At 42.3% G+C, this 22,673-nt stretch carries 23 protein-coding genes; 19 read left to right on the top strand and 4 right to left on the bottom strand.

Annotated features, from left to right (window positions below):
• Positions 1-8: 8 nt before the first annotated feature.
• From F8S12_RS13575 to F8S12_RS13565, 3 genes are all read right to left on the bottom strand, one after another.
• The gene (locus F8S12_RS13575) at positions 9-335 is read right to left on the bottom strand and encodes a DUF433 domain-containing protein (RefSeq protein WP_196516795.1); all 327 of its coding nucleotides are present in this window, start codon (positions 333-335) and stop codon (positions 9-11) included.
• A 373-nt stretch (positions 336-708) separates the two neighbouring features.
• Entirely contained in the window at positions 709-4,119 is a 3,411-nt protein-coding gene (locus F8S12_RS13570) for a caspase, EACC1-associated type (RefSeq protein ID WP_196516794.1), read from the bottom strand.
• A 10-nt stretch (positions 4,120-4,129) separates the two neighbouring features.
• Positions 4,130-4,507, bottom strand: a complete 378-nt coding sequence (locus F8S12_RS13565) for a hypothetical protein (protein WP_196516793.1) — start codon at positions 4,505-4,507, stop codon at positions 4,130-4,132.
• Between the two features lie 644 nt (positions 4,508-5,151).
• On the opposite strand from F8S12_RS13565, the gene F8S12_RS13560 reads away from it, so the two are divergent.
• From F8S12_RS13560 to F8S12_RS13490, 15 genes are all read left to right on the top strand, one after another.
• A complete protein-coding gene (locus F8S12_RS13560; protein ID WP_196516792.1) occupies positions 5,152-6,060 on the top strand; it encodes an AAA family ATPase in 909 nt (302 codons plus the stop codon).
• Between the two features lie 59 nt (positions 6,061-6,119).
• Positions 6,120-6,485: a hypothetical protein gene (locus tag F8S12_RS13555; protein ID WP_196516791.1), complete on the top strand. Its 366-nt coding sequence runs from the start codon at positions 6,120-6,122 to the stop codon at positions 6,483-6,485.
• Positions 6,486-6,787: 302 nt separating this feature from the next.
• The gene (locus tag F8S12_RS13550; RefSeq protein ID WP_196516790.1) at positions 6,788-7,045 is read left to right on the top strand and encodes a type II toxin-antitoxin system RelN family antitoxin; all 258 of its coding nucleotides are present in this window, start codon (positions 6,788-6,790) and stop codon (positions 7,043-7,045) included.
• Entirely contained in the window at positions 7,035-7,421 is a 387-nt protein-coding gene (locus F8S12_RS13545) for a type II toxin-antitoxin system RelE/ParE family toxin (RefSeq protein ID WP_196516789.1), read from the top strand. Before F8S12_RS13550 ends, F8S12_RS13545 begins: the two co-directional genes overlap by 11 nt.
• A gap of 55 nt (positions 7,422-7,476) precedes the next feature.
• Positions 7,477-8,109 (top strand): cytochrome C, encoded by a 633-nt coding sequence (locus tag F8S12_RS13540; protein ID WP_230967996.1) that lies wholly within the window; start codon positions 7,477-7,479, stop codon positions 8,107-8,109.
• 275 nt (positions 8,110-8,384) lie between these two features.
• On the top strand, positions 8,385-11,177 hold the full coding sequence (gene secA / locus F8S12_RS13535) for a preprotein translocase subunit SecA (RefSeq protein ID WP_196516788.1): 2,793 nt from the start codon (positions 8,385-8,387) through the stop codon (positions 11,175-11,177).
• Positions 11,178-11,280: 103 nt separating this feature from the next.
• Entirely contained in the window at positions 11,281-11,739 is a 459-nt protein-coding gene (locus F8S12_RS13530; RefSeq protein ID WP_196516787.1) for an aspartyl protease family protein, read from the top strand.
• Between the two features lie 28 nt (positions 11,740-11,767).
• Positions 11,768-12,238 carry a hypothetical protein gene (locus tag F8S12_RS13525; RefSeq protein ID WP_196516786.1) on the top strand — a complete coding sequence of 157 codons (471 nt, stop codon included), beginning with the start codon at positions 11,768-11,770 and terminating at the stop codon, positions 12,236-12,238.
• 128 nt (positions 12,239-12,366) lie between these two features.
• The gene (locus tag F8S12_RS13520) at positions 12,367-13,059 is read left to right on the top strand and encodes a DUF3800 domain-containing protein (protein ID WP_196516785.1); all 693 of its coding nucleotides are present in this window, start codon (positions 12,367-12,369) and stop codon (positions 13,057-13,059) included.
• A gap of 28 nt (positions 13,060-13,087) precedes the next feature.
• Positions 13,088-13,279: a hypothetical protein gene (locus F8S12_RS13515; RefSeq protein ID WP_196516784.1), complete on the top strand. Its 192-nt coding sequence runs from the start codon at positions 13,088-13,090 to the stop codon at positions 13,277-13,279.
• Positions 13,266-13,508 carry a UPF0175 family protein gene (locus tag F8S12_RS13510; protein ID WP_331001388.1) on the top strand — a complete coding sequence of 81 codons (243 nt, stop codon included), beginning with the start codon at positions 13,266-13,268 and terminating at the stop codon, positions 13,506-13,508. Before F8S12_RS13515 ends, F8S12_RS13510 begins: the two co-directional genes overlap by 14 nt.
• A gap of 2 nt (positions 13,509-13,510) precedes the next feature.
• The gene (locus tag F8S12_RS13505; protein ID WP_196516782.1) at positions 13,511-14,002 is read left to right on the top strand and encodes a DUF3368 domain-containing protein; all 492 of its coding nucleotides are present in this window, start codon (positions 13,511-13,513) and stop codon (positions 14,000-14,002) included.
• Between the two features lie 91 nt (positions 14,003-14,093).
• Positions 14,094-14,345 carry a hypothetical protein gene (locus tag F8S12_RS40570; protein ID WP_230967995.1) on the top strand — a complete coding sequence of 84 codons (252 nt, stop codon included), beginning with the start codon at positions 14,094-14,096 and terminating at the stop codon, positions 14,343-14,345.
• Between the two features lie 257 nt (positions 14,346-14,602).
• Complete coding sequence (locus F8S12_RS13495; RefSeq protein ID WP_196516781.1) at positions 14,603-14,740, top strand: hypothetical protein; 138 nt, start codon at positions 14,603-14,605, stop codon at positions 14,738-14,740.
• 63 nt (positions 14,741-14,803) lie between these two features.
• The gene (locus tag F8S12_RS13490; protein ID WP_196516780.1) at positions 14,804-15,292 is read left to right on the top strand and encodes a hypothetical protein; all 489 of its coding nucleotides are present in this window, start codon (positions 14,804-14,806) and stop codon (positions 15,290-15,292) included.
• 67 nt (positions 15,293-15,359) lie between these two features.
• Here F8S12_RS13490 and F8S12_RS13485 read toward each other — a convergent pair whose 3' ends face one another.
• Positions 15,360-15,509, bottom strand: coding sequence for a hypothetical protein (locus tag F8S12_RS13485; RefSeq protein ID WP_196516779.1), 150 nt, complete (start codon positions 15,507-15,509; stop codon positions 15,360-15,362).
• A 402-nt stretch (positions 15,510-15,911) separates the two neighbouring features.
• On the opposite strand from F8S12_RS13485, the gene F8S12_RS13480 reads away from it, so the two are divergent.
• The 4 genes from F8S12_RS13480 (at position 15,912) to F8S12_RS41995 (ending at position 22,666) form a co-directional block, all read left to right on the top strand.
• Positions 15,912-20,921, top strand: coding sequence for an eCIS core domain-containing protein (locus F8S12_RS13480; protein WP_196516778.1), 5,010 nt, complete (start codon positions 15,912-15,914; stop codon positions 20,919-20,921).
• Entirely contained in the window at positions 20,911-21,558 is a 648-nt protein-coding gene (locus F8S12_RS13475; protein ID WP_196516777.1) for a hypothetical protein, read from the top strand. Before F8S12_RS13480 ends, F8S12_RS13475 begins: the two co-directional genes overlap by 11 nt.
• A 102-nt stretch (positions 21,559-21,660) precedes the next feature.
• Positions 21,661-22,002: a hypothetical protein gene (locus tag F8S12_RS13470; protein WP_196516776.1), complete on the top strand. Its 342-nt coding sequence runs from the start codon at positions 21,661-21,663 to the stop codon at positions 22,000-22,002.
• The gene (locus F8S12_RS41995; protein WP_196516775.1) at positions 21,950-22,666 is read left to right on the top strand and encodes an eCIS core domain-containing protein; all 717 of its coding nucleotides are present in this window, start codon (positions 21,950-21,952) and stop codon (positions 22,664-22,666) included. The genes F8S12_RS13470 and F8S12_RS41995 overlap by 53 nt, the downstream gene beginning before the upstream one ends.
• The last annotated feature ends 7 nt before the right edge of the window (positions 22,667-22,673 follow it).

The following is a 22,673-nucleotide window of genomic DNA, read 5'->3' as shown; positions in this document are numbered from 1 at the left end:
GTTTATCCTTATGGGTTGCGTCTTGCCAATAAACGATCGCGTATCCCAACAGGGTTAAAACGTCTCTCGGCTTCTTGACGAACATCGCTGGCAAGGCGCTGACGTTCTAGAAGATATTCATCAACTTCGGTTTGATGTCGCAAATAATAGCCAATCACAGAATAAATATCCCAAAGCTGAAGTGATGGGTACTGCTCCTTAATTTCTTCTGCTGTAGCCCCTTCCAGAAAAGCTGTAACAACTGTATCTAAAGTTACGCGAGTTTTACTAATGCGGATAACGCCATTAGCATCAGTTCCAAGCGGAATTGGATCAGCAATTGGGACAAGTAGCATTTTGAAAGCAATATTCTTCTAGTCTTTCTTTTCTAGTATAAGCTGAAGCCCTAACTAGTCTAGAGGGTAGCTTGCCGCCGTAGGCATCGCTTTGTATGAAAATATTGCAGGGAGCGATATCTACGATGGTCACTGAGCTTTGTCGAAGTGCGGGCTACGCCTATGAAGCTTCACGAATAGTCATGATAATTGCCTTTTTCAGTCATCTTCATTTTTAACATAATGCTGACAACATCGCGGTTGGCTAACCGAACAAAGTGTTTGGCGCGTTGGTAAACTTTGTCTAATAGGTAATTGTGATTTAATTATTCAGGACTCTTGTGAATACTCTTTTCAAACTTATATATCAGAAAAGCCCTAAGAACTTTTTCTTCTATCCTTGAGCCTTCAAAGCAGCCTCCAAATTGTTATGAGCATCTACATTGTTAGGGTCAATTTGAATAGCTTTACGGAACGCTGCGATCGCCTCATTCAACTTTCCTTGAGCCTGTAGAGCATCTCCCAAGTTGTTGTGAGCAAGTACATAGTTAGGGTCAATTTGAATAGTTTTACGGTAAGCTGCGATCGCCTCATCCAACTTTCCTTGAGCCTGTAGTGTAAATCCTAAGTTTACGTGAGCAAGTACATAGTTAGGGTCAATTTGAATAGCTTTACGGAATGCTGCGATCGCCTCATCTAACTTTCCTTGAACCCTTAGAGTGTTCCCCAAGATGACGTGAGCAAGTACATAGTTAGGGTCAAGTTGAATAGCTTTACGGTAAGCTGCGATCGCCTCATCTAACTTTCCTTGAGCCTGTAGAGCAGCCCCTAAGTTGTTGTGAGCAAGTACGTGGTTAGGGTCAAGTTGAATAGCTTTACGGTAAGCTGCGATCGCCTCATCCAACTTTCCTTGAGCATAGAGAGCAGCCCCTAAGTTGTGGTGAGCCAGTACGTGGTTAGGGTCAATTTGGATTGCTTTACGACAGGCAGCGAGCGCCTCATCTAGTTTGCCTAGTCTTGATAAAGAGCATCCCAAATTAGCATAAGTAAGTGCATGGTTAGGGTCAATTTGGATTGCTTTGCGATATTCTGTGATCGCCTCATCTAATTTGCCTTGAGTGTCTAGAGCATCTCCCAATAAATTGTAAGCCTTTACAAAATTAGGTTGGAGTTGAATAACTTTGCGATATTCTATGATTGCCTTATTCCACTTCCCTTGAGCCTCTAGAGCATTTCCCAGGTTGAAGTAAGCATCTAGATACTTGGGGTCAGCTTGAATAGCTTTACGGAAAGCTGCGATCGCCTCATCCAACTTTCCTTGATCATGGAGAGTAATTCCCAGATTGAGGTGAGCATTTGCATTGTTAGTGTCAATTTGAATAGCTTTGCGAAATTCCATCTGTATATGTGGAAAATCTGAAAAATCAGAATCAACATTTTCACATTTTAAGTAAAGATTGCCACGTTCTTGCGTTAAAGAGTTTAACTTACCCTTACCTCTTATACCGAGAATTTTTCCAATTGTGATACCAGCAGGAATTTTAACAGTGATGGTTTCATTCTCAATAGTAATTTGCTTTTCTACTCCTATTCTCATCTCATCAGTTGTTAAAAACACAGACTTAGTGAGGTCAAAGTTCACCTGAGCTTCAGAGTGCGATTGCTGTTGTAGGTTATTCTCATATTCTGATCTCTGGCGTTCTTGTTCAAGGTCTTTCTGCTGTCTACGTTCGGCTTCTTCTTGTTGCCTCAAGTTTTCTCGATACTTTACTTCCAGTGGCTCACAAATTATTCGCTCAATGCGTGCAACATCCTCATTTTTAAGTCCGAGTTGCTGCTGAAAGTTCTTCAGTTCATTCAAAATTGCTTGACTTAGTGGATATTCTGCCTCAACTGCCTTTGCAAACTCTTGTTCATAACGATGCAGTTTGTTTTCATAATCTGCCTTTTGGCGCTTCTGTTCCAGTTCTGCCTGTTGCTGCTGTTCGGCTTCTTTTTGTTGTCTGAGCTTTTCTCGATATTTTGACTCTGCTGGTTCACCAATCAGTCGCTCAATGCGTGCAACATCTTCATTTTTAAGTTTCAATTGCTGTTGAAAAGTTGTCAGTCCCTCTAGAATGTGTTGATTTAGAGGATATCCTGCCTGGATTGCCCTAGAAAATTCCTGCTCATAGCGTCGAAGTTTATCACCGTATTCTACTTTTTCCTGTTTCTGTTTATTTTCATAATCTGCCTTTTGGCGCTTCTGCTCCAGTTCTGCCTGTCGCTGCTGTTCGGCTTCTTCTTGTTGTCTGAGCTTTTCTCGATATTTTGACTCTGCTGGTTCACCAATCAGTCGCTCAATGCGTGCAACATCTTCATCTTTAAATCCCAACTGCTGTTGAAAAGCTTTTAGTCCCTCCAAAACGTGCTGATTCAGAGGATATCCTGCCTGGATTGCCCTAGAAAATTCCTGCTCATAGCGTCGAAGTTTATCATCATATTCTACTTTTTCCTGTTTCTGCCGTTGTTGCTCTGCCTCTTGTTTTAGCTTTGCCTGATATCTGATTTCTGCTTGCTGAAGAAGAGGTTGTTCAATACCTGTAATATCTTCATCTCTTAGTCTTAGAGACTTCTGTAAATTCTCTAAGTTTTGACTATCTTGCTGGTTTAAAGGAAATTCTCGTTGAATTGCTTCTGTAAATACCTGCTTGTATTGAGCTAAATTCTGTTGGTATAACTCTGACTTTTGGGCAAACTGCGCCTCAACTTCTTGCTTAATTGGCAAAATATTAGCGTCTTTTAACCCCAAAAGCTCTTGAAGCCTATTCATTTCTTCACGAGCATCCTCACTTAGAGGGTATTCATGCTCTGCTTCTGCAATTAAAGCTTCTCGATAGCTTTGTAAATTCGCTAATCGCTCCTGATAAGGGCGTAATATCTCAGCTTCAATTTCAGTAGCTTCTCCAGAGGTCAAGCCTAACTGCTGCCTCAGTGTATTTAGAACAGCCCGACCTGCTGGACGAATCGTTCCGGCATTTGCATAACGTGAAGCGGCTTTCCGATATCTCAGCTTAGGGTCAGTAACTCGTGCCTTGGAGAGAACAATTTCAAATCCTTTGTCTTTAAGAACGATGATCTTCGGGGTCATGTTTGGGGCAGTTTCCTGCACCTTGCTGACAGCATACTCATGCAATTCCAGCACCGAAACAAACCCATCTTCATTGCGATCGCCTGCTCCTGTTTCAATTCCCTCGACTAGATATCGGGTGTAAATCGATAAGTCTGATCCCTGCTGCTCAAAAGAATACTGAGTTGAACTGGAGGAAGTGAGTACCACCCGCCCTTCAGCCCCAAGTTGGGTCTGCAAGTCAACCGAGCCATCATCTTTGGCGTGTAATGCAGGATCGAAGGCTCCACTAAAGCAACAGTCCAATATAATTGCTTGCCGTTTGGCACGGCTACCGTTCATAATTTCGTGGACAAAGTTGGCAGGTACAGCAGTTGACCGAATCAACTCGCCTTTGAGATTCTTGCGAGTGATCCGAGTGGCAAAATACAGCTTGTTACCATCATCCTTGATGCCGTGTCCAGAGAGAAATAGTAACACCAAATCTTCTTTATCACGACCGGAAAACAAGGTTTCAATCTCAGATTCCATTGTCTGTCGGTCAGGATTAGGAAGTGCTTTCACATCATCAAATCCCCCCATCTCCGGATCTTTCAAGACCCGTTGCAGCGCCTCAATATCTTTCACAGCCGCAGGTAATGGATTTAGCCCTGGCTCATACTCACTAACCCCAATTAGCAACGCTACTTTTTGCATATTTTTTTATCTATGCTGCAATAAAATCTTGGGCTGCTTTGATGGCGGCTTCTAGTTCTTCTCGACTGTGGGCTTTCACCGTCAGCTTCTTGCCGTTGGCTTCCACTGATAGTTCAATAAGTTTACCACCGAGGCGATCGCCCAAAAATCCCATCAACTTTTTCGCATTGCCTACATTCACCTCAGCCATTAACAGACCCACCAAAAACCCCCCTAATGCTTTGTTGCCTTCCGGTGGGCTGGGGTCAAGAACACGACCAACAACTGCATCTATCTCGTCAATTTGCTTGAGTTCAGTCATTAGCCGTTGAACCTGTTCGTCCTGTTCTTGTGCTTCCAAGTCAGGGTCGTTGAAGGCGATCGTAAACTTAATGCTATTTGCGGTCATACTGCACTAATAAAAGTTTGGCTAGTTTTTTTTATAACAACTCACAATTATATTGAGTTATATCAGTAAAAACCTCATGCTCTATTTAACATAACGAACAATTGTACAAATCTTCACAGAAGACATACTTATCTTTTCGGTTACAACTCCGACAAATAATACTAGAGAGTTGCGAAGATGTGAGCAACGTGGAAAAGCTATGCACAGAGGAAGGCGTATAAAGAATTAAATTATATTTAGCTTGGTCTTAACTAAAGAAATAATGTCAATTTTTCTGCTGTTACGGTGATAATCAGATTCTCTCAAATTAACTTGGCACAATGCGTAGGCGTAGCCCACCGTAGGCATCGCAGATGAATTACGTCCTAGTGAGTCAGTATATTTGTGGATAAAGATAGAATGCGATCGCCTAGCTTACTGGAGTTTAGCCTAAATTGTAGGGTTGGTTGAGATGAAATGAGAGGGTTGAATTGCCTAAAAGTCTTAAAATGAGAACTATATAGCCTTTAGTGTTCATTGGTTTTCTCTGAGTTAAGAGTTTAGGAGTTATGAGTGGGAACAATGTATTTAGGGAAATTGGGCATTAGGAAAAATTTATTTTCCATTCTCCATTTCCACTCCCCAATTCCCAATCGCCACACCGCATGAGAGAAAAAATTGACGCTCTAATACAAAATTTGTCTCTTACCATCGTTGGTAAAGCTGAGGCAATACGCTTAGTGCTAGTCGCCCTGCTAGGTAATGGTCATGCCCTCCTAGAAGATGTCCCTGGTGTTGGTAAAACCTTGCTCGCTAAATCCCTAGCTCGTTCAGTGGATGGCAAGTTCCAACGACTACAATGTACCCCCGATTTACTGCCAACTGACATCACTGGCACCAACATTTGGAACCCAAAAAGCGGCGAATTTACTTTTCTTCCTGGGCCAGTCTTTGCCAATGTGTTACTAGCTGACGAAATCAACCGCGCCACACCCCGCACTCAGTCAGCTTTGCTGGAAGTAATGGAAGAGCATCAGGTAACAGTCGATGGTGTCTCTCGTGCAGTTCCCCAGCCCTTCTTTGTGATTGCCACCCAAAACCCTATTGAGTATCAAGGTACTTTTCCTCTGCCGGAAGCGCAAATGGATCGGTTTATGTTGTCGCTGAGTTTGGGCTATCCTTCTGAGGCAGAAGAACTCAAAATGCTGCAAAATCTCCAAAATGGTGTGAAAGTTGCTGATTTGCAGCCTTGTATTACCTTGGCAGAAGTACAGGAATTGCGTTACCTCTGCTCTCAAGTCAAAGTGGCAACCTCCTTGCAACAGTACATCCTTGAATTGGTGCGGGCAACACGCCAAGATGAGGAAATCGCCCTTGGTGTCAGTCCCCGTGGTACATTAGCATTACAACGGGCTGCCCAAGCGCTAGCTTTTCTATTAGGGCGTGATTATGCCATTCCCGATGATGTGAAATTTCTCGTCCCTCACGTTCTTTGCCATCGCCTCATTCCCAGAGGAGGACGCAACGCTAGAACTGTTGTTGAGCGATTATTGCGATCGGTTTCTATTCCTTAATATAAAAAAGGTAGACAACAGTTGATTCTAAGTTTTGACCTAATTGCTTTCTTTTGAAAATGCTGCTAACAGAACCTGAAATTCAACAAGTTCTAGACAAAGCTAAAGCTGCTTTTCCCAACCTGAATGATTGGGAATACAATAACGAAAAAAATGGGGAGTATTTCGGCTTTTCTATGTGGGGAGAGTTTGTTCTTAACCCCGAAGAGCTAATGCCACGGCGTTTTTTTATCACACTCGATACTTATGAATATAAGTGGCAAGGATGTTTAACGGTAGGGCAACACAGCTATCTTTGGTCAAGTGCTGATGTAGGTGATGCCCACTTGCTAGATACTGAAGGTTGTGAGTCTTTAGAAGAGGCAATTGCAGTACTGAAAGCAAAAATGGTAGAACTGTTAGCAGCTTTTTGTACAGTTTTGTAAGAAAGGCAGTTATGAGCAACTTAAGCCGCTTAAGCCGCAGATTACAACTGCCGTTGCTTTATGGAGATTCGTCTTATCGCACCTAAGGTGAATTCTAGTAATAAATTTACACTGAGTTGGTTTCAACACTTTAGTAAGCTCAGTAAATGGCTTCGCTCAACCAACTCAGTGGTCGAGAGTTGAGCGTTCGCGTAGCGTCTCGCAGAGAAGTCGAAACTCGTTAACATAGGTATTTTTTTAATCAGAAATCACCTAAAATCCTTCAAATGTTAAGATATCCTACAAAATGAGGTGAACAACAGATGAAAGCGATCGAAGTTACTGGCAGGATTGACTCTCAGGGAAACCTAGTTTTAGATGAGCCGATTCAGGGAACTACTTATCCTTATCAGGTTCGGGTAATTGTGTTGGTTCCAGACCAGGCAGAAACAGAAGAGATTGACCATGATGATACACCCGTTGAGGAGATTAAAGCCAGCTTGAGAAGAGCTTTGCAGCAAGCAAAAGCTGGTCAGCGCTTGCCACTATCCCAAATGTGGGAGGGAATTGATGCCGAATGAACAGCCATCCGTACTCATCGATTTAACGCCTGAATATAAACAAAACTTGCGCGACCTTTCAAAGAGATTTCGCAATATTCGCTTTGATGTTCAACCGATTATTGAGCAATTACAACAAGGGAATTTTGTCGGCGATGCCTACGGCGGGCTACGCCTACGCATTGCAGGTTTTGGTAAGCAGTATATTATTTACAAGGTAAGAGTTCGTAACAATAATATCCAAATAGGTAAGAGTGCTGGATACCGATTAATTTATCAAGTTGAGTCACCTACAAGTATTTTGCTACTAACGATTTATTCTAAGTCTGACCGAGAAGATATTGGGGCAAATGAAATTCGAGATATTTTAGCTGATTTTTCTAGTGAGTCAGGTTAGCGTAAGTCCTATGATTAGCACAAGCGCCACTTCTAAATATCTGGGAATGTGAGGAATGTCAATTTTTGTTAAGGGCAAAACCCGTGATGGCGATGGGCTACGCTCCTCTGGAAGCGATGCCTACGGCAGGCTACGCCAACGCAAAACGTTACAGCAAAGCGCCGAACGCCAATTTAAACGCCAATTTTTCAGTTTGCTTCTGGTAATTGTAACGTGGAGCCTAGCTATGGGCTGGCTTCTAGCCTTGGCAACTAACGCCCAAAGTGCTACTCCCACCGTTGAAATTGGCACTGTTGACGTAGTGCCTCCACAGTATCAGTTGGGGCAAGAACTGTATTTGGAAAACTGCTCTACATGTCACATCGCCTTACCACCATCTGTTTTACCCACCCAAACTTGGAAAAATCTCCTGCAAGACTCCCAGCATTACGGCGCACAACTAAAGCTCTTAGTAGATCCGCCACGCATCTTGGTGTGGAAATATCTTTCAACTTTCTCCCGTGTCCAGCTAGACGACGAAGAAACACCCTATCGCCTTAACAACTCGCGTTATTTCAAAGCTTTGCATCCAGGAGTTAAATTACCACGTCCCGTCCAGATTGGCAGCTGTGTCAGCTGTCATTCCAGTGCTAGTGACTACAATTTCCGCCGCTTTACAGCAGAAGAGGCAGAGGGGCAGAGGAAATAGGGGGGAGGGGAAAGACCTTGAGAAAGTTGCCCTCTGCTCCCCTGCCCCCTCTTCTCTGTCCCCATCTGGGAGCAAAATGATACTATGAAGAAAGACTAAATATAAGATAAGAGTTAAAACCAATCGTTTATAAAACGAATACAGCTAGTTTTTCTCCTGTTTTTGAGGTAATTCTCATTTCACACCCATCCATGACTAAGACGGTTGGGTTAAATGTTTATAATCAATGCCGACCCTTTAATCCCCATCCCCTTCATTCAGTTCTATAATCTGCCATGCTAAAACTTTTGTTGGGCGACCCCAACGCTCGTAAGCTTAAAAAATACCAACCTAATGTTACTGAAATTAACCTTTTAGAGGAAGAAATTAAGGTTCTTTCCGATGATGAGTTAAAAGGTAAAACCGCCGAGTTTAAACAACGACTCGCTAAAGGCGAAACTCTGGATTATATCTTGCCAGAAGCTTATGCCGTTGTCCGAGAAGCAGGACGGCGAGTCTTAGGCTTGCGGCACTTTGATGTCCAATTGCTTGGCGGTATGATTTTACACGTAGGGCAAATTGCCGAAATGAAAACCGGCGAGGGTAAAACACTAGTCGCCACCTTGCCAAGTTATTTAAATGCCCTGACTGGTAAAGGCGTACACGTCGTCACTGTGAACGATTATCTGGCTCGTCGGGATGCGGAATGGATGGGACAGGTGCATCGATTCTTGGGGCTGAGTGTGGGGTTAATCCAGGCAAGTATGACTCCCAGCGAACGCCAGAAAAACTACGAGTGCGATATTACCTATGTCACCAACAGCGAGGTAGGGTTTGACTATCTGCGGGATAACATGGCGACATCAATGGCAGATGTGGTGCAACGCCCGTTCAATTATTGCGTGATTGACGAGGTAGACTCGATTTTAATTGATGAAGCGCGGACACCGCTAATTATTTCCGGGCAGGTGGAAAGACCTACAGAAAAGTATCTGCAAGCTGCTGAAATCGCATTCACACTCAAAAAAGACGAGCATTACGATGTGGATGAAAAAGCTCGTAACGTGCTATTGACAGATGAAGGCTTTGCTGAATCTGAAAATCTTTTGGAAGTCACAGATTTATTTGACCCGGAAGATCCCTGGGCACACTTCGTTTTCAACGCGATTAAAGCCAAAGAACTTTTTCTCAAGGACGTAAATTACATCGTCCGCAATGGGGAAGTGGTAATTGTGGATGAATTTACCGGTCGGGTGCTACCCGGACGGCGTTGGAGTGATGGACTACACCAGGCTATTGAAGCCAAGGAACACGTAGAAATTCAGCCAGAAACTCAAACTCTAGCGACAATTACTTATCAAAATATGTTTTTGCTGTATCCAAAATTAGGTGGAATGACAGGAACAGCCAAAACGGAAGAACCAGAGTTTGAAAAAATTTACAAACGGGAAGTCGCGGTAATTCCCACCAATCAAACCAGAAGACGCGAAGACTTGTCGGATATGGTCTTTAAGACAGAACCAGGCAAGTGGGGAGCGATCGCTAAAGAATGTGCCGAAATGCACGAACTAGGCAGACCTGTGTTAGTAGGAACCACTAGCGTAGAAAAATCCGAACTTCTCAGCCGACTACTGAAGCAGTTGGAAATTCCCCACGAATTACTCAACGCCCGACCGGAAAACGTCGAGCGTGAGGCGGAAATTGTCGCCCAAGCCGGACGAAAAGGTGCTGTTACCATTGCTACCAACATGGCTGGTAGAGGTACAGACATCATCCTTGGTGGTAACTCCGAATACATGGCACGTCTGAAGCTGCGGGAATATTTCATGCCCCGAATCGTCATGCCAGAAGACGAAGATAGCTTTGGCGTTCAAAGACCAACCGGATTGCCTACAGGACACGGCGGTGGTCAAGGATTTGTCCCTGGCAAAAAAGTCAAAACTTGGCGGGCTTCGCCAGAAATTTTTCCCACCCAATTGACAAAAGAAACAGAAAAACTGCTGAAAGATGCAGTAGAAATTGCGGTGCGTGAGTATGGCGATCGCAGTTTACCGGAATTGGAAGCAGAAGACAAGGTAGCGATCGCCGCAGAAAAAGCTCCCATTGATGACCCCGTGATTCAGAAATTGCGGGAAGCTTACAACCGCGTCAAGCAGGAATACGAACAATTTACTACCCGCGAACATAACGAGGTAGTGGAAATCGGTGGTTTGCACGTAATTGGTACAGAACGCCATGAATCGCGGCGGATTGACAACCAGTTGCGGGGACGCGCAGGAAGACAAGGCGACCCTGGAACCACGAGATTCTTTCTTAGTTTAGAGGATAACCTGCTGCGGATTTTTGGTGGCGATCGCGTGGCTGGTTTAATGGAAGCCTTCAATGTGGAAGCAGATATGCCCATCGAATCTGGGATGCTTACCCGCAGTTTGGAAGGCGCACAGAAAAAAGTTGAAACCTACTACTACGACATTCGGAAGCAGGTATTTGAGTATGACGAGGTGATGAATAATCAACGTCGTGCTATTTATGCCGAACGCCGTCGGGTGCTAGAAGGGCAAGACTTGAAAGAACAGGTGATTAAGTACGCCGAAAAAACGATGGATGACATCGTTGATTATTACATCAACATAGACTTACCCTCCGAAGAGTGGGAGTTAGAAAAGTTGGTTGAAAAAGTCAAAGAATTCGTTTATCTGCTAGCGGATTTGCAGCCAAGTCAATTAGAGGATATGTCTGTTAGTGAGATTAAAGCTTTCCTCCACGAACAGGTGCGAATTGCTTACGACCTCAAAGAAGCGCAGATTGACCAAGTTCAACCCGGACTTATGCGCCAAGCTGAACGCTTTTTTATCTTGCAACGCATTGATACCCTGTGGCGGGAACACCTGCAACAAATGGATGCCTTGCGCGAATCGGTGGGATTGCGTGGTTATGGGCAAAAAGATCCGTTGATTGAGTATAAGAGCGAGGGGTATGAATTGTTCTTGGATATGATGGTGAATATCCGCCGAGATGTGGTGTACTCATTGTTTATGTTCCAGCCGCAGCCGCAGCAGATGGTGCAGGCTTCGTCTGAGATGGTGTAAGGAAAAATGTCTCACGCAGAGACGCAGAGGCGCAGAGGCGTTTTTGCGTCTTTGTATTTTAAGGCATCTCTCAAAAATATTTTGTTTTCAGGAGTTTGCTGAAATGGGTAAGCTGGTACTACCAAATCTTCAGGGTAAGCAAATGGGGCAAGTAGTAGTTACCCTCACTCTCACAAATCGAATTGATCAAGTTTTGGCGCAGCGAGGCTTTATTTCTCCAGAGGAAGTTCGCTCTTGTATTTTGGATAATGTTTTAGTTGATACGGGTGCAACTTTGCTGTGTTTACCTGCTAGCGTTATTAGTCAACTAGGTTTAGTCCAAGGTGGAGAAGCCCAGGTAGAGACTGCTGCTGGAGTGAAGCAGGGGCGAATTTTCCGAGATGTTGAACTTAGTATTGCAGAGCGTCAAGGAACCTTTGATTGTCTCGAACTCACAGAAGTACCATATCCCCTTTTGGGTGTAATACCAATGGAAGTTTTAGGGTTAGAACCAGACCTGAAAAATCGGAAGTTGCGAGTTTTACCGATGAATTCTGAGCAAACTTACCTTAGTGTATTGTAAGCAACCATCTCAATTCAGAAGGGGCACTATGACACAGAACAATAGAAGCGATTTCACTTACCGTCAGCTAGAAAATAATTTAATACATATTTCTGAATCAATTATTCAGGGTTTAAAATCTAACAAGTGTGAATTAAAAACTTCTACAGACTATGAAGAAAATGATGCATCTATAAGGTTATCTGAAATAGATGTCAGCCTGGAAAAATCTTTTATTGAGCTAGGAGTTTATTTCAGTTGGCCAAATGATATGTATGTAATTCGTGTATGGGATAAAAGCATTACTCCTTCAGAGAAAGACAAAAAAATTTGGAAATCAAAAGAACCATGTCCTGGCCATTTAGTATGGCAAGATGAAGATGAAGATTTATCATCAGAGCAAGGATTTTCAAATTTTGATTCAGATTTGCACAAACTTGTTTACGAGTACGTTAAAAAAATTCAGGATTTTTATTTATCTGCTGGTGGTGTAAGTCCTGAAATAAGAAATCTATTGTAGTAAAATTTTTATGTTAGAGATATAACAGCTTATAATATAGTTAGCAGTCAAGAGGTCTGACCTTTTCAGATCGCGGAAGCTAGGTCTTCCCTTGACTGATTTTTATTGTCTAAGAATAAAGAACAGCCATGTATTTGCTGTATGCAGATGAGTCTGGTACAACGCACGACTCAAACCAACAATATTTTGTACTGGCTGGATTTTGTGTATTTGAGCGTCAAGGATACTGGATTTCTGATCAGCTTGACCAAATTGCTGCTAGATTTGATCCAGCTGATCCGGTATCAGTTGAATTGCACGGTAGTCCAATGCTGAGTGGTAGAGGAAAGTGGAGGAGCTATCCTAAGAAGGATAGAGAGAAAGCTATTGAAGATATTTTGCAGGTTTTCCTACAGTCACACCCAAGTAACCGACTATTCGCAAGTGTGATTAAGAAGACTGTAGTATCACCAAAAGACCCTGTTGAAGTTGCGTTTGAACAACTGGCTAGTAGGTTTGATCGGTATTTGATCAGGCAGCACAAAAATGATAATACACAGAGAGGCATTATAATTTTTGACAAATCCACTTATGAGACAACAATTCAATCTTTAGCAACTGACTTTAGAACTATTGGATACAGTTGGGGTGTTATCAGAAACTTTTCGGAAGTGCCTTTATTTTTAGACTCAAAAGCTTCGAGACTAATTCAACTTGCTGATATACTCGCTTACACAATTTTTAGACATTTTGAAAAGGGAGATACCAGGTTTTTCTCTATCATTGAGTCTAGATTTGATTCGGAAGGCGGTATAGTTCATGGATTACATATACAGCAATGAAACTATATTTATCTAACCCCACACTACAATGCAACTTTCTGAAGTTGAAGAGATGCGATCGCTTATACTTAGCGTAGTTTTGGGGTTGTTTGTGGTGCGATCGCTCAATAGCCTAGATTCAAAGGCTTCTAAAATATTACTGCTTCATATTGTCGTATATTTTATGCTAAAAGTGAAACGTTGGTTTTTTGGGTATGAGTCAATTTGTGAGTTCAATTAACCTTCAATTATCTCCAGATTCCCTAAATCAAGGCGAACAGGCTATTCGTCTAGAAATTGCTCTACAGCTATACGATCAGAATATTTTTACCTTTGGTCAAGCACGCCGCTTGGCTAATCTATCTGTATGGGAATTTCAGCAACTTTTAGCGCAACAAAAAATTCCACGTCATTATACTGAAATGGATTTAGCAGATGATATTGAGTCAATTAAAACAGGTTCTTGGTAGTTGTGACAGTTATTTGCAACGCTACGCCTTTGATTAACTTCGCTGCTATCAATCGTCTTGATATTTTACAGGCAGTGTTTGGGACAATTATTATACCCCAAGCTGTCTATAATGAAACTACAGGTTCAGGCTTCCTAAGTTCACAATTTATATTGCAAGCAATTGCTTCTGGATGGCTACAAGTTCGTCCTGTCTCAAACATAGTACTCAGCATCCCCCCAGAGCTAGATCATGGGGAGCGAGAAGCCATTGCCTTAGCTCTCGAAACTGGTGAGCTAAACATTTTGTTAGATGAACGGGAGGCTCGCCAAGTAGCTAAAAATTTGGGATTACAGGTAATTGGTACTCTTGGCATTCTCTTGTTAGCAAAAAATAGAAAAATTATTCCTCAAGTACAACCACTACTTGATGCCATGATTGATATTGCCCAATATTGGGTCAATGTCAAGCTGTATAAACAAGTCTTAGAGCAGACAGGAGAATTAGTTGAGTAATCTCTTTGAGAGGGCAGGGCGAAAGTTTTCTTAGGGTTTTTGCATATTGGTGCATTGGTCAAAAATACTGTATTTTCAGGAGTTTGCTGAAATGGGTAAGCAAATGGGGCAAGTAATAGTTACCCTAACAGTTACGAATCGAATTGATCAAGTTTTGGCTCAACGAGGCTTTATTTCTTCGGAGGCAGTTCGCTCTTATACTCTGGATAATGTTTTCGTTGATGCGATCGCAACTTTATTCAGCAACGCCCAAAAACTCTATATCTCAAACTTATCTCTGCGTCAGGCTAATTTATACTTACATTCAGCTATGAAGGACTTGAGACTAACTCAACAGGTTTAGACTGCTATGCCGAAGTACCAGTTTCAAAAGTTTTCTTAAGGTTTTTGCATATTTGTGCATTTCTCAAAAATAGTGTATTTCTAGGAGCTTGCCGAGACATAACGCCAATGGAAGTTTTAGGATTAGAACCAGAAATCGCTGCGAGAGTATTTATCGTAAATAAAAGGGTTTAAGACCCCAACCATTACACATAGCGCGGAGTCGGAGCCACTCCGCCTCTGGTCAGTTTCAGTCGGGGTTTAAATCCCCGTCTGAAAATGTCTTTAATTACGAATTACGAATTATTTATTGGACACGAAAACCTACTTTCTAAAACCATACCCAATCAACTTAAGCCAACAAATGGCGATCGCTTAGTATTACAGAATTATTTTTTACTAAAAGTAACACAATGAAGATAAATCACTATGGTATAATAATCTTGAAATTTTATAGGAATTAAGTAGGGAGTTTTAACTATGACACTTGCCCCTACGTCGGATCAAAATCGCCGACTTCTCAAGTCAGCCACAAATGATAGCGAAGGAAGTTCATATTTTAGTGCTTTTGCAAAAATCTTTTACCTAATAGGTAAAACTCTTTGGTTGCTAGTATTATTAGGACTTTTATTCGTAGCTACTTTAGTTTGGATATGGCTTGCTAGCTTCCGGACTGGATGGAGGTTTGGTGCTTGGCTAGAGGAACCGCAATCAAAGGATCAAAATAAACTGTCGCTGAATTTAATATACAGTTTTATTGTGGGATTGTTTTCGCCACTAGCGTTATTTGCCAATTGGTCACAAAAAGTAATTACTGAGAAACTCCAAATCCAATTCCCACCTGAGATTAATTTGCGGGAAATCGTTGAAAAACAATTGGGCATCAAGTTACCCGATAATTTCCCTTTTCTGCCAGCATCTAAGGTTGAGTCTCAGGAGGCTCTATTGCCTTTCAGAGATTCAGAATAAAAAGTACACTCAAAACTGCTAGCAAAATTTTTATGCTAGCAGTAAATTTTCCTTTTATTACTTCTGCCTAAACAGCAGAAGTATCATTAGTTGTAGGTATTTCCGTTAAGGATTCCTCTGACTTGTTCGCCAGTCTTTGAGCGATATTGGCTGCTAGCCCCAGAATGAATGCTAAAGCAGATGGAACAACAATCCACCAAAAGATAAAAAAACGCATAGCTTTTTCTCCATGCAAGATGTTGCTGATTATGCATTAAGCTTGTTAAAAAACCAATTAAATGTTGCAAAAGCTTACAGGACTTACGCAAAGGTAACGTATTTCCGTCATTGCGAACGTTCGCGAAGTAATCCCAGTCTTAACGAGATTGCTTCTCTGCGAGACGCTAGGCGAACACTACACTGCGTTTCGTACCCTACGGGTTCTCCAAAGGAGTACGCAATGACTAATCATCACTGCGTAAGTCCTGGCTTATTTTGATTTCAAATTCCATAAAATTGAATTTATATCAATAATTATTACAAATCTCTAGGAATCAAAAGAAAAAGTTCTGATTTTATGGCCTCATGGAAGAGGATGAAACCATGTTAAAGACTGGTCAAGCTTGAGGAAGTTGAACTTATGAGTACACGATTCCTTGCCCAGGCAAAGACATCCCAACAAGCGAGTTCTGCTGTCAAGACCAGTCTGCTCAAAAATTCCGCAGCTAAACAAGTACAGGTTGAAGACAATCATCAGCAATCAGATGAAGCGAAGCAATCTAGCTTTCAGCACGACTTTAGCCAAGTATCTGTGCAATCATCATATGTTCCGTTAATTCAACCCAAGTTGATTATAGGAAAGCCGAGCGATCGCTACGAGCAGGAAGCCGACAAGGTTGCCGATCAAGTGATGTCCATGCCAGAGCCAAAAACCTTTTCCGGAACAGCACTCTCGATTCAGCGATTTAATCCCAAATCCACACAGAAACTACAGCGACAAACAGAAGTCACAGAAGAAGCTCAAGACGAAGAAGTTGTTCAAACTAAATCGCTATCAATTCAACAGTTAAACCCACAACAAGACGAAACACTGCAACGGCAAGCCGAAGACACCGCACAAGAAGATGATGAAGATGAGGAAATTGTGCAAGGTAAATCTTTATCATCGCTATCGATTCATCAGTTAAACCCCCAACAAGACGAGACACTGCAACGGCAAGCCGAAGACACAGCGCAAGATGATGAAGATGAAGAAGAAGTTGTTCAAACCAAACGTTCTTCTATAACCCCTAATGTTAACCCTGATTTGGTAACTCGTCTTAAGGCAAGCCGAGGCGGAGGACAGCCTATTGGTGAACAAACCCGCACCTTCATGGAATCTCGCTTTAACTATGACTTCAGTCAAGTGCGAGTACATACAGATGCAGAAGCGAATCAACTTGCCCATGAACTAAATGCTCAAGCATTTACCTGGAAACAGGACATTTACTTTGGTGCAGGGTATTACCAACCGCATAAATCAACCGGGAAGCGTCTGCTGGCCCACGAACTGACTCACACCATTCAGCAACAGGCCACCCCTACTTTACGCTCTCATCATCCAGACGCACCCCCTCTAAGAGTCAGTCAACCCACTGATTCGCTAGAACACGAACCTGAATCAGTGGCTCATCAAGTGGCACAGGATTCTCCGGTTACATCCGTTACGGTTTCGGAGGAAGTACCCACTGCACAAAAACTAATTTCTCTGCGTCGAAGTGGAAGCCAGACTACCAATCTCGTCTTTTCCTTAAACGCTTCTGTAAAGGCAAACGTAGGAGCTACTTTAAAGCCTTCCTCGAAGCCGTCGAGTTCTAACAGAGCGAATCAGGACGACATGAAGCCTGAAGAAGCAAAGCAAGACTCTGAAACAGAAGATGCCACGCCCACAGAAGAGGCAGAAGCTGCGAAGTCTGATGAAACAGTAGCGGACACTGCACCGCCTGAAGCCGCTCAACAGACTCCCACCTCACCAGATGAAGATCCAGCATTTCAAGAAACTTTAAAGCAGATTGATCGAACCAAACGAACCCAGCGCCAGCATGTTCCTCCAGATAGGAAGCTTGGAGAAGTAAAACAAGCGGCAGTTCTGCCTGAGAATGAGCAGGAAGATAAAAATGATCGCAAACAACATGTGGAGGCGATGGCTATAACCGCCGCAACGGTTGATAAAGAAAAACAACCCTTTAAGCCGGAAACTTTTAAGCAGCTCCTCCAACAAAACCTGAATGCGCTTGAGAACCAACTTCCTAAAGATGAGGCAAGTGCCAGACGATTTAAGGATGATAAACCGTTAGAGAAAGTCAAAGAGGAAATTGGGCAACAGGTTGCGACCGAAAACGAAAAAGTAGCCGCTCCCATTACCAGTCAGGTCAAACAAGACCCCCCCGCAAGTGGGCTGCCGACTCAGGCAGAGAAAGCATTGTCAGAAGAGTCAGTTGGTTCCAAGCCACGGCCCATTGATCCTCACGCGGCGGCTCCGAAACCAAAGCAGGACTCGGAAATTTCCATGGATGAGGAAAGTAAAAAGCTTGATGCAAAGCTGTCTGAAAACAACATGACAGAAGAGCAATTGAGAAATTCCGGGAATGAGCAGAAGTTTCAGGAAACATTAAAGACAAAACAGCAAGCTCAGGAGGAAGCTAAAGCTGCCCCACAACGCTATCGGCAGGAAGAAGAAAAAATCTTGGCTGGAGCGGAGAAAAAGGCTCAAGGGGCTGGGAAAAATCAGTTTGATGCCATGGTGAGCGATCGCCAGGGAGCCTTTGACACGGTATATTCCAAGCAGGTTACTACGGAAAAAGCAGACGAAGATAAGCAAAAGGAAGTTTTTAAGGGACTTGAGAAGATATATAACGAGACCAAGGATAATGTCAGCAAAATCCTGACTTGGTTATCTGGGGAAGTTGATCGCATTTTTACCGAAGAATCGGATAAAGCCAAGAAAGTATTTGAAGACACCGTTGAAGAAAAACTCGATGACATTCATGGTTTAGGAATTGTCGAGTTTTTTGCGGGAGAAGATACCGAAGCCATTGAGCAGGTTTTCAAAGAGGAAAAGGAAAAATTCTTGTCAGCGATGGATAAAACGCTAGACAAGATTGCAAATTTGATCGCCGAATGGTTGAATAACGCTATCGGATGGATCGAGCATGGTAGATCGGAGTCAGAAAAGTTATTTAATGGGCTGGATAAAGATCAACAAGAAAAATCGAGTGATGCGCTGGAGTTATTTACGGCTCAATATCATGATTTAGAAGAGAGCGTCAATGACAAGCAGAATGAACTTGCCCAAACTCTAGCAGAATCCTATAAGTCTAATGTCGATTCGTTGAGGGAAACCTTCAATAAGATTAACGAGGAAGTGAAAAAATCCTGGATCGACAAAGCGGTAGAGTTTATTGAAGAGGTTGCCAATGCCATTGCTAAATTAGCCGATCTATTGCAGTCAATCCTGCAACGTGTTGCGTCCATAATTGGAGATATCCTGGCTCATCCCATTCTTTTCCTGGAAAATCTCGCGGCTGGTGTTAAAGCTGGATTCGATCAGTTTATTGCAGGGATTCAAGGGTATGTGGTCGGGGGATTCTTTGACTGGCTGCGGGGTTCCATAGGTGGAGCTGGTATAACAATTCCTGACAAGTTGGATGCCGCAGGTATTTTTTCTCTCGTCATGCAAGTGCTGGGGCTTAACTACGATACTTTTCGGATGCTTGCTGTCAAAATCCTGGGCAAAGAAGAGATTGAACTGATAGAGAAAGGGACCGGGGCGGCTGAGAAAGGTCTGGAAATTTTTCAACTGATCCAGGGAAAAGGCTTAATTGCCCTGTGGGATGACCTCAAGGAAATGATTGTCAGCAGTTTTGATAGCATTATCAATCAAGTTAAGGAAACTGTCTTATTTAAAACCATTAAGAAAGCGTTAGCTTTTATTGGCTCGTTGTTTACTCCAGCAGGGGCTTTCATTAAAGCTGTCCAGCTCGTCTACAAAGGCTTGCGCTTCCTGATAGATAACATTGATCGCATTAGAGAAGTGGTCAATGCCTTCCTGGACTCTCTCGAACTTGCCGCCAAAGGAAATCCAGGCGCAATTGCCAGCAAAATCGTCAAAGCACTGCAAAACTTCATCGTTCTAGCCATTGATTTCCTGGCCAAACTTCTCAATCTGGGTGATTTAGCACAAAAAGTCCGAAAAATCCTTCAGGCCATTCGCAAGCCCATTATTCGAGCGATCGAGTGGTTGTTAAAGAAAGTCAAACCCATTGTCAAGCGTGTTTTCAAGAAAGTGAAAGCACTCGTCAAGAAAGGGAAAGGGCTGGTTAAGAAAGCTAAGAAAAAAGTGAAAGCTCTGGTCAAGAAAGGGAAGAAAAAAGCAAAATCACTGGTTGCTAAGGGCCAAGCAGTAGCGGCAAAAATTAAAAATAAACTATTACAATGGTTAAAAATTAAAAATAATTTTAAATCAAAGGATGGAGGCAAACACAAATTATTCCTCCAGAGTCAGAATCGTAGGGTAGTGGCTTACGTAGCTAGTGAAGTAGCTCCTGTGCAGAAATTCTTGGAAGGTAGACATAACCTAGAAAAAGATGCTACTCAAAAGGGACTTATTTCAGATGCTCTCACATACTATCAAAGCACTGTAAACAACCAGATTGAAGAAGTAAAACGCACCGAAGATATTTATATGAAAGAGAGTGAGAAGAAAGCTAAACGATCTGCCAGACATGAGTATTCTAAAGCCGGAGAATTGCTCAGGAGCCATATGAAGGTATTTGCAGAGAAGCTATCACTAGTTGCATTTAGTAATGAAACTGATTTAGCGATCAGGACAGATATAAAATATGCACAAAAAGGGAAACGTGCAGGAAATGTTACTGCGTATCCTTTAACATATCTTCCTGGAGAATATACTGGCAGTAGTCCTACAGTTAATCCTCCGGGTATGGATTATGCCAGCAAATCAATTACAAAATGGGTGCGCGGTCATTTGTTAAGTGAACATTTTCATGGCCCTGGAGATCAGGTTTGGAATCTTACTCCGATAAGTGAATCATCAAATTCAAAAATGCAAAACATTGAAGATAAAGTAAAACCTTTGATCAAACAGCAGGGAACCATACTTTATTACAATACGAAAGTGTCATATGATGACAACAAACCAGACCCGCTTGACAAGATTCCAACCAGCATAAAAATTTCTTGGGGAAAACTTGAGGCCATTCGGGATAACTCAGGTAAGATATCTAAGTACAAAGCAACTGAGAAACACCCAGAACCAGCAATTACTCAAACCTATCCTGACTTAAGCGGAGCGCCTAACCTTAATGCATTGGGGCGAGTAGATATTGAGAAGTTTTCAGATGGTGAAATTAATAAAAATCTAGCATTCGATATTGTTTCATGTAGAGATAAATTTCAAGAAACAGATGGTAGCTTTAAGAACTTCTCTGATCTTATTGCCAATCTTACGAAATATTATCAAGACAAATTAACCCTAAAAATAGGGCAGACAAATAAGAAGTCACTGACAAGTTTAACCGACAATAAGAAACTGACACTTAATAAGGTTATTAATGTAGAACAAAAGATTAAGATTGAATATGGATTATAGACATTTTTTTATATCACTACTGGAACGGTTGCAAAGCAATAGCTATATTGATGTGCAACACCAGTGGATTGGAGAAAGCACCGATAGCTTTCTACTTGATGTCACTTTGGCAAGTCTTAATTTCAAAATACCTGAGAAGCTTCTCGAATTTTATCGCAATGTTGATGGTTTGAAGATTATTTGGACTTGTGACTTAGAGCAACATGGTACTTTGGATAAATATAACAAGGATGATTCAAATTTTTCTGGAAGACTCGAAATATTGCCTTTTCAAGATATGGTCAAGTTTGATCCTAAAATGAAATCAAGGGTTTGGACACAGTTTTTGGATGAAGAGGAAAGAGAAGAACTTAATAAATTTCGGTATTTTGATTACAACGATGATAATATTCGCGTAGGCTTTATTTTCGATAATGAATCTTCTGAAGAAGATATGGTATTTATCGAACAAGAGTCAGAAGGTTTTTGTCCAGTCAACCTTTCATTTGATGATTATATTCGTGTCATGCTTTCTACAAAGGGATTTCAAGGCTGGCAACATACTCTTTTTTACAAAGAATCCAGCACGAATTTCGTTGAAAAGATGAAATTTTATTTAAAACAATTATTCCCTGATGATGCAATTGAAGGATTCTAATTTAAATATTGAGGGCTGTGAGAATTTACGTAAATTGTCCTTGCTGACAATGAGAGTAAGCCTCATACATTAGGGAAAGGTGCATCACTTGGACGATCAAATATGACCAACCCACGAACAAGTCACCAAAATAGCACTACCAATTTATGTGGACAGGACTGTTACCGTTGGTTAGAACAAACAGACCTGGATCTATATGATCGCTCCCAATCCCCCCTAACTGTTAGCATAGTTAACCTAAAACTTATTCCATCAAACAACGACATTATTGAATGCCGCCTCAGTTTGAATGTCAGTTGCGAACTCTATCATCGCATCGACACTGAAATTCTCTTCAATCTCAAACCCCAAATCCGCAGCCCATTCTCCAACGGAGATTTACTTCCCCAAAGTGACATCCAACTCGAAGTCACCCTCCATCCTAATCTACTTCCCCTCTGTTGAACACGATGGGCTGACATCAGGCTTACTAGATACTGCTACTCATCCTTTGAGGGAGTCGAGTTTTAAGCATGACTTCAGCAAGATACCTGTTCGGACGACAACAGCACCATTAATTCAAGCTAAACCGATGGTAGGTGAGCCAGGTGATATACATCAGCAAGAAGCCGATCAAGTGGCGAGTCAGGTGGTAAAATCAACAGCAGACGAAGACAAACCAAAGCCGCCGCAAGTCAGGGGTAGGCTAATAACTACAACAGCAGAAGAAGAAAAGAAGAAGCTGATTGCAAAACAAAAAGTTCCGCAAAAGCAAGAAGAAGGGAAAGTGCAAAAGCAAGCCCAACCGGGACAAATGCCAATCATTGCGCCAGCAGTAGAAAATCGCCTCAAGACTAGTCAAGGCGGTGGTCAACCTCTACCGGAGCCAACCCGTGAATTAATGGAGTCTCGCTTCCATCATAATTTCAGTAAAGTGCGGGTGCATAATGATCCTGAAGCTGCTCAATCCCTAAATGCACGAGCTTTTACCCATAGAAACAATATCGTTTTTAATGCAGCACAGTATCAACCCGAAGTACATGAGGGTCAACGTCTTCTCGCTCACGAGTTAACTCACGTTGTACAACAAGGAGCAGCACCTGTTAAACCAACCTATGAAAGCCAGTAGACTCAAA

Origin of the sequence: Nostoc sp. WHI (assembly GCF_015714725.1) — a bacterium.
In the GTDB taxonomy this organism is placed as follows: domain Bacteria; phylum Cyanobacteriota; class Cyanobacteriia; order Cyanobacteriales; family Nostocaceae; genus Nostoc.
This window is presented reverse-complemented; position numbering and strand designations above follow the sequence as displayed.